A 6,604-nucleotide genomic window follows, 5' to 3' on the forward strand; every position below is an offset into this window, starting at 1 on the left:
GGAGTTCACCCGGAACGTGGCAAATTCGCCAGCGCCTGGTCGACCCGCTCCTGCGGCAGCGCGAAGTCCTCCAGCTCGCCCGCCAGGTAGCGGTCGTAGGCGCCGAGGTCGAAGTGGCCGTGGCCGCACAGCGCGGTCAGCAGCACCTTCTCCTCGCCGCTCTCCTTGCACCGCAGCGCCTCGGCGATCGTCTCGGCCAGCGCGTGCGTCGGCTCCGGCGCCGGCACGATCCCCTCCGTACGCGCGAAGCGCACCCCGGCCTCGAAACACTCGCTCTGCGACCTGGTGACCGCCTCGAACATGCCCAGCTCGTACATGTGCGACAGCAGCGGCGACATGCCGTGATACCGCAGCCCGCCCGCGTGGATCGGGTCCGGCACGAAGTCGTGGCCGAGCGTGTGCATCTTCAGCAGCGGCGTGAACCCGGCCGTGTCCCCGAAGTCGTAGGCGTAGCGGCCGCGGGTGAACGACGGGCACGCCTCCGGCTCCACCGCGCGGAAGGACGTCCGCGGGCTCTCGCGCATGAACGGGAAGGCCAGCCCGGCGAAGTTGGAGCCGCCGCCGGTGCAGCCGATGACCAGGTCCGGCATCTCCGGCATCTGCTTGAGCGCCTCCTCGCCGATGACCGTCTGGTGCAGCAGCACGTGGTTGAGCACCGAGCCCAGCGCGTACCGGGTGTCGGCCGCGGCTCCCGCCACCTCGACGGCCTCGCTGATCGCGATGCCCAGGCTGCCGGTGGAGTCGGGGTGCTCGGCCAGGATCTTGCTGCCCGCGCTCGTCAGCGGTGACGGGCTGGCGTGGACGGCGGCGCCGTACACGCGCATGAGAGAGCGGCGGTAGGGCTTCTGGTCGTAGGAGGCGCGCACCATCCAGATCTCGCACTCCAGCCCGAACTGCGCGCACGCGAACGCCAGCGCCGACCCCCACTGCCCCGCCCCGGTCTCGGTCGTGAGCCTGCGCACGCCCTCGCGCTTGTTGTAGTACGCCTGCGGCACGGCGGTGTTCGGCTTGTGCGAGCCGGCGGGGGAGACGCCCTCGTACTTGTAGTAGATGTGCGCCGGCGTGCCCAGCGCCTTCTCCAGCCGGTGCGCCCGGATCAGCGGCGTCGGCCGCCACAGCCGGTAGACGTCCAGCACCTCCTGCGGAATCTCGACGAACCGCTCCCCGCTCACCTCCTGGCCGATCAGCTCCATCGGGAACAACGGGGCCAGATCGTCCGGACCGACCGGCTGCCCGGTGGCGGGATGCAGTGGCGGGGGAGGGGGCGTGGTGAGATCGGGAACGATGTTGTACCAGTGGCTAGGGGTCATCACCCCAGTCTGCGACGGCCGGCCCTGTCGTTCCAGGGCCACCTGCTCACTCAAGCGTGTCCACACCGTGCCCGGCCCGCTCGGCGGCGTGCCGCAGGTCGTGAAGGTGTGGGCGACCGGTTCCACGCGGTCCTCAAGGCTGGGGCGCGACTCCGCTGCCGAGGGCGTCGAACAGGCGCTCCAGGCGGGCGCGGTGGTCGTCCGCGACGGTGCCGGCCGCTTCTCCGGCGATCAGGCGCCGGGCGGTCTCCACCAGCACCGTGGTGTAGCCGGCGACGAAGAAGGCGGCGAGCAGCGGGGCGTCGCCGTCGAAGGCGGGGTCGTGTTCGAGCTCGCCGGAGAGGGTCTGCTGGAGATCGAAAGCGATCTCCCTGGCGCGGGCGACCAGCGTCGGCGAGGCCACGACGGTCCGGAAGAAGGGGACGGACCCGTCCTTGAGCCCGGACAGGGCGTGCCGCTCTTCAAGGAGCCCGAACGCCGCATCGCGCAGGGACTGGAGCACTCCGGTGCCCGGGGCACGCTCGCGTACCGCCGAGCGCAGGAGCTCGACGGCGTCGACCTGGCGGTCCAGCAGGAGGTCCTCCTTGCGCGGGAAGTGTTTGAAGACCGTCACGGCCGAGACCCCGGCCTCCCGCGCGACCTCGGTGACCGTGACCGTGTCGAACCCGCGTTCCAGGAACAGCCGGGTCGCGACCTCCGAGATCTTCGCGCGCGTCTGCGGTCCGCCTCGCGCACTGGTCCTGGGCATCCCGGCCTCACTTCCTTGTGCAACTAAACTTAGTCACATAGCCTAGTGGCATGTCCTTCGAACAGACCACTGTCCTGTGTCATTCTCGCCGCAGCGTGCCCCGGCGAGCCGCGCGCCACCGCGTCCCGTGCGTGGCGGCACCGACAGGCCCGCACGAGCGGCCGGATCTCCTGGCGGGAGCCCTCCATGCGTGAGCCGGATGCGTGCGGGCCTCGATCGCTGCGGGAGGCGTGGGTCGCGCTGGCGGGGCTGTCGGCGGTGTTCCTCTTCGAGATGCTGGACAACTCGATCCTGAACGTCGCGCTGCCCGTGATCGGACGCGAGCTGCACGCCTCGACCACCGCGCTGCAATGGGTGACGGGCGCCTACGCGGTCGTGTTCGGCGGATTGATGCTGGCCTTCGGCGCGATCGCCGACCGGTTCGGCCGGCGGCGGATCATGCTGATCGGGCTGGTCCTGCTCGGCGTGGCGAGCCTGGCGACCACTCTCGTCACCACCGCCGAGCAGCTGATCGCCGTCCGTGCCACGATGGGGGTCGCCGCCGCGATGACGACCCCGGGATCGATGGCGCTGGCGTTCCGGCTGTTCGACGAGGACGGCCTGCGCGTGCGCGCGCTGACCCTCATCTCGACCGTCGGCCTGGTCGGGCTCGCGATCGGCCCGACCGCGGGCGGCTTGGTGCTGGCGATCGCTCCGTGGCAGGTCCTGCTGCTGGTGAACGTGCCGATCGCCGCGCTGGCGTTCTTCTGCGTGCGGTACGGCATCGCCGCCGACGACCCGGCCGGACTCCACCACGACCCCCTCGACGCCCCCGGAATGCTGCTGGGCACGGCGGCGATCGTGCTCACACTCCTCGCGCCGACACTGTTCGTGGACCAGGGCGCCGGCTCCTGGGCGCCCTGGTCGGTCACCGCCGCGGCCGCCGCGTCGGCGATCTGCTTCGTCCTGCGCGAGCGCCTGACCCGCCATCCGCTGCTCGACCTGAAGCTCCTCGCCCTGCCCCTGGTCTCCAGCGGCCTGGCCTACAAGGCCGCCGCCGGGCTGTCGACCGCCGGGCTCACCTACCTGGTGACGCTGCAACTGCAGCTCGACTGGGGCTGGCCGCCCGCGCTGGCCGCCCTCGGGATGCTGCCGCAGGTCGTCGTCCTCATCGCGGGCAGCCCGTTCGTCAACCCGTTCGTACAACGCGTCGGCCTGGACCGGGCCGCCTGGACCAGCGCCGCGGCGGTCGTGTCCGGCCTCGCCGTCTACGGCCTGCTCGGCCGGTTCGGCTACCCGTGGATCGCGCTCGCGCTCGTCCTGGTGGCGGCCGGGATGCGCGTGGTCGGCGTCGTCGCCGGGCTCAACGTGGTCCGCGGCCTGCCCGCGAACCGGACCACCATCGGCACCGCGCTCGTCGACACCGCCAGCCAGGTCACCACCGGCGCCGGCATCGCCGTCACCGGCACCATCCTCGCCCTCCTGTTCGCCGGCGACATCACCGCCTTCCCCTGGAGTCCGCGGCAGACCGGCGAATTCCACCAGGCCGTCACCATCGCCGGCCTCACCCTCACCCTCGTCGCGGCTGCGCTCGTCGGCTGGGGATTCGCCCGCACCCGGCGCGCCGCCGGCGTCGACCACGATGTGGAGTACGCCGCATGACCCACCACATCCGCCTGCCCGACGACCGGGTCGCGATCCTCGGCGCGCTCGATCTGGAACACACCCCGGACGGCTCCCGGCCGCGCCCGCACGATTGCTGGATGGATCTGATCGTCTCGCGCGCGGCAGGGGTTCGCCTGAGCCTGCGTACGGCGGCCGGAGCGCTCACTCTGACGGGCGTCCGCACCCTGCCCGCCAAGGTCGTCGACGTCCGCGCTGACCCGGCACCGCACTACCTCGGCGGCCAGGTCACGTACTCCTGAACAGCCGGTCCAGATGCGCGTCGATCGCGGCGAGCGCGTCCTGGGGCTCGATCACGTCGAGTTCGATCAGGGAGGCGAAGCCGGTGAGGGCGAGGAGCAGGTTGGTCTCGGTCGCCGGGTCGCGGCCCGGGTCGATGTGCCCGTCGGCGATCGCCTGGCGGACCAACTGCTCGACGAGGTCCCGCCCTTGGACGAGGCCGCGGCGCGCCTGCTCGTGCACGGCCTCGTCATGCAGCGCCTCCAGGACGTAGGCGGCGCTCATCCGGCTGGTCGCGCGGGCGTCGGCATGCAGGGGGAGCATCTCCGCGAGCGTCAGTCGCAGCACGTCACGGGGGTGCGGACGGTCACCGAGCTTTTCGAGCCCCTGGTGTACGCGCGCCGCGGTCAGCTCGGACGCGAAGTCCATGGCGAAGGAGAGCATGGCGGTCCGGGAGGCGAAGTAGTGCTGCAGCTGCCCGAGTGACATGCCCGCCTCCTGCGCCACCACGCGCATCGTCAGCTGTGTGACGCCGCGCTGCTCCACCACCCGCCACAGTGCGCGGGCGATCGCTTCGCGGCGTCCGCGGTGATCCACCTGTTTCGGCATCGCCGGCTCCTTCCTCATTTCAATACAGTTGACATAATACATCTGACCCACAATCCTGGAATCCACTCGAGGGAAGGAATCGTCATGTCCGAACAGCCGAAGGTACGGACCACGGAAGGCGTGGTGCAGGGGCGCCGGCGGCAGGGGCACGCGGTGTTCCGCGGCATCCCCTACGCCCAGCCCCCGGTCGGAGCGCTCCGCTTCGCCGCGCCCGCGCCGCCGCACCGCTGGGAGGGGACGAGGCAGGCGGTCGAGTTCGGCCCGGTGGTGCCGCTGTCCCTGCCGATCGACGTGCCCCCGCAGGGCACCGACTGGCTGACGCTCAACGTCGGCACTCCGGATCCCGGCGCGGCGGGCCTGCCCGTGCTGGTGTGGATCCCCGTGGGCGGCTACCTCTCGGCCGCGTCGAGCGACCCGATGTTCGACCCGGCGGCGCTGGCCGAGGCGGGAGTCGTCGTGGTGACCATCAACTGCCGCGTGGGCGCGGAGGGATTCGCGTTCCTCGACGACGTACCGCCCAACCGCGGATTCCTCGACCAGATCGCGGCGCTGGAGTGGGTGCAGCGCAACATCGCCGCCTTCGGAGGCGACCCCGGCCGGGTCACCGTGGCCGGGGTGTCCGCCGGGGCGGGCTCGGTCGCCGCCCTGCTGACGATGAAGTCCGCGCGCGGACTGTTCCGGCGGGCCATGGCCCATTCGGTGCCGGGGATGCACAGCACCCCCGCGCTGGCACGGCAGACCACCGCCGCGTTCGCCGACCGGCTCGGGGCGGCCCCCACCGCCGAGGCCCTGCGCGACATCGACCCATGGCACCTGGCCGCCGAGCTCACCTCCTTCAACGCCGGCCTCCACGCGTACCGGGACAGCTGGGGACGCCTCACGGAGGCCGGCACCGCGTTGTGCCCCGTCGTCGACGGCGAGATCCTCCCGGAAACGCCCTGGCCCGCGCTGACCGGCGCGCGCGCGAGCGGGACCGAACTGCTCGTCGGCCACGCCCGGGACGAATTCCGGTACTTCAGCGTCATGAGCGGACGGTACGGCACCTTCACCGAGGAAGAGGCCCAGGCCGCCCTGGAACTGCTCGCCCCGCAGCCGGACGGCGCGCGGGCCTACCGTGCCGCGTTCCCGCAGGCAGGCCCGGAGGAGCTGGTGGAGACGGTGTACTCCGACGCCCTCTTCCGCATGCCGTCACAGAAGCTGGCCGAGGCGAACGCCGCGGCCGGCGGCACCTCGTACCTGTTCGAACTGTGCTGGGTGACCCCGGTCCTCGGCGGCATCCTGGGCGCCTGCCACAGCCTCGACGTACCCCTGGCGTTCGGCACGCTGGACAGCCCCGTCGGCACCCAGCTCATCGGCGAGAAGCCCACTCCCGAGGCCGTCGCGCTCTCCCGCGAACTCCAGGAGACATGGGTCCGCTTCATCACCACCGGCGACGCGGGCTGGTCCCCCCACCGGCCCGGCGAGCACCTCACCCGCGTCCTGGACACCGAGTCGAAGACCCTGCCCTACCCCGAACAGGCATCCCATCAGATCTGGGAGGGTTACTCCCCGGCCCCCTTCGATCTCTCCTAATTGTTCGAGGCTCCAGGTCACGGATGGGCTCGCTCTCCGCCACACCAGCGCGTACCGCAGCGGAATCCAGATGTGACCGGCGTGCCTTGAGTGTCGCAAAGCGCGAGCCGATGTGCTGTTGTGCGAGCCTGGACCGGTGCGCTCGCGGGGTTTCGGAACCTCCGCCCGCTCCTCGCCCAACCGGCCAGCGCATCCAAACCCTCCAGACCTGGCCCGGGGCGCCCACCTGGCATCCCCCCGCATCGCCGGCCCCCGCCCCGCTACGACGTCGGCAAGACGGTCAAACGCGGCCGCGCCCTCGAAGCACTCCACCAATGAAGAACCACGTTGGTGCTCGGCCGCGCCGACATGCCGGTGAGGTAGCGATCAGTCGGTTCGGTCGTCGGGGCCGGACCTCGTTCCCGTGTCGAAGCTCGCTGTCACGGGCGCGGTACTCCAGTCGCTCACCTCATCGCCCCTGTCGACGCGCAGCAGCCGCGCCTGC

6 protein-coding genes are annotated in these 6,604 nt (G+C 71.6%); 3 read left to right on the forward strand and 3 right to left on the reverse strand.

Annotated elements, in window-relative coordinates; all coding sequences use genetic code 11:
• Window positions 1-5: 5 nt before the first annotated feature.
• Together ACFWY5_RS55645 and ACFWY5_RS55650 are read right to left on the reverse strand one after the other, a co-directional pair.
• Entirely contained in the window at window positions 6-1,310 is a 1,305-nt protein-coding gene (locus ACFWY5_RS55645) for a TrpB-like pyridoxal phosphate-dependent enzyme (protein ID WP_379615078.1), read from the reverse strand.
• 133 nt (window positions 1,311-1,443) lie between these two features.
• A complete protein-coding gene (locus ACFWY5_RS55650; RefSeq protein ID WP_379640036.1) occupies window positions 1,444-2,058 on the reverse strand; it encodes a TetR/AcrR family transcriptional regulator in 615 nt (204 codons plus the stop codon).
• A 186-nt stretch (window positions 2,059-2,244) separates the two neighbouring features.
• Between ACFWY5_RS55650 and ACFWY5_RS55655 the strand changes: the two genes are divergently transcribed.
• Together ACFWY5_RS55655 and ACFWY5_RS55660 are read left to right on the forward strand one after the other, a co-directional pair.
• Window positions 2,245-3,699 carry an MFS transporter gene (locus ACFWY5_RS55655; protein ID WP_379640037.1) on the forward strand — a complete coding sequence of 485 codons (1,455 nt, stop codon included), beginning with the start codon at window positions 2,245-2,247 and terminating at the stop codon, window positions 3,697-3,699.
• Window positions 3,696-3,962 carry a hypothetical protein gene (locus tag ACFWY5_RS55660; protein ID WP_379640038.1) on the forward strand — a complete coding sequence of 89 codons (267 nt, stop codon included), beginning with the start codon at window positions 3,696-3,698 and terminating at the stop codon, window positions 3,960-3,962. The genes ACFWY5_RS55655 and ACFWY5_RS55660 overlap by 4 nt, the downstream gene beginning before the upstream one ends.
• On the opposite strand, the gene ACFWY5_RS55665 is transcribed toward ACFWY5_RS55660, so the two are convergent.
• The gene (locus ACFWY5_RS55665; protein WP_379615086.1) at window positions 3,949-4,548 is read right to left on the reverse strand and encodes a TetR/AcrR family transcriptional regulator; all 600 of its coding nucleotides are present in this window, start codon (window positions 4,546-4,548) and stop codon (window positions 3,949-3,951) included. The genes ACFWY5_RS55660 and ACFWY5_RS55665 overlap by 14 nt on opposite strands.
• 84 nt (window positions 4,549-4,632) lie before the next feature.
• Here ACFWY5_RS55665 and ACFWY5_RS55670 point away from each other — a divergent pair, with 84 nt between their 5' ends.
• Complete coding sequence (locus tag ACFWY5_RS55670; RefSeq protein WP_379640040.1) at window positions 4,633-6,120, forward strand: carboxylesterase/lipase family protein; 1,488 nt, start codon at window positions 4,633-4,635, stop codon at window positions 6,118-6,120.
• Window positions 6,121-6,604: the final 484 nt, after the last annotated feature.

The sequence above is a fragment of the Nonomuraea sp. NPDC059007 genome (genome assembly GCF_042740555.1).
GTDB lineage: Bacteria > Actinomycetota > Actinomycetes > Streptosporangiales > Streptosporangiaceae > Nonomuraea.

What these genes read in the sequence shown, in the direction of transcription:
- ACFWY5_RS55645 (WP_379615078.1), bottom strand. Translation starts at nt 1,310, where the DNA reads ATGACCCCTAGCCACTGGTACAACATCGTTCCCGATCTCACCACGCCC.
- ACFWY5_RS55650 (WP_379640036.1), bottom strand. Translation starts at nt 2,058, where the DNA reads ATGCCCAGGACCAGTGCGCGAGGCGGACCGCAGACGCGCGCGAAGATC.
- ACFWY5_RS55655 (WP_379640037.1), top strand. Translation starts at nt 2,245, where the DNA reads ATGCGTGAGCCGGATGCGTGCGGGCCTCGATCGCTGCGGGAGGCGTGG.
- ACFWY5_RS55660 (WP_379640038.1), top strand. Translation starts at nt 3,696, where the DNA reads ATGACCCACCACATCCGCCTGCCCGACGACCGGGTCGCGATCCTCGGC.
- ACFWY5_RS55665 (WP_379615086.1), bottom strand. Translation starts at nt 4,548, where the DNA reads ATGCCGAAACAGGTGGATCACCGCGGACGCCGCGAAGCGATCGCCCGC.
- ACFWY5_RS55670 (WP_379640040.1), top strand. Translation starts at nt 4,633, where the DNA reads ATGTCCGAACAGCCGAAGGTACGGACCACGGAAGGCGTGGTGCAGGGG.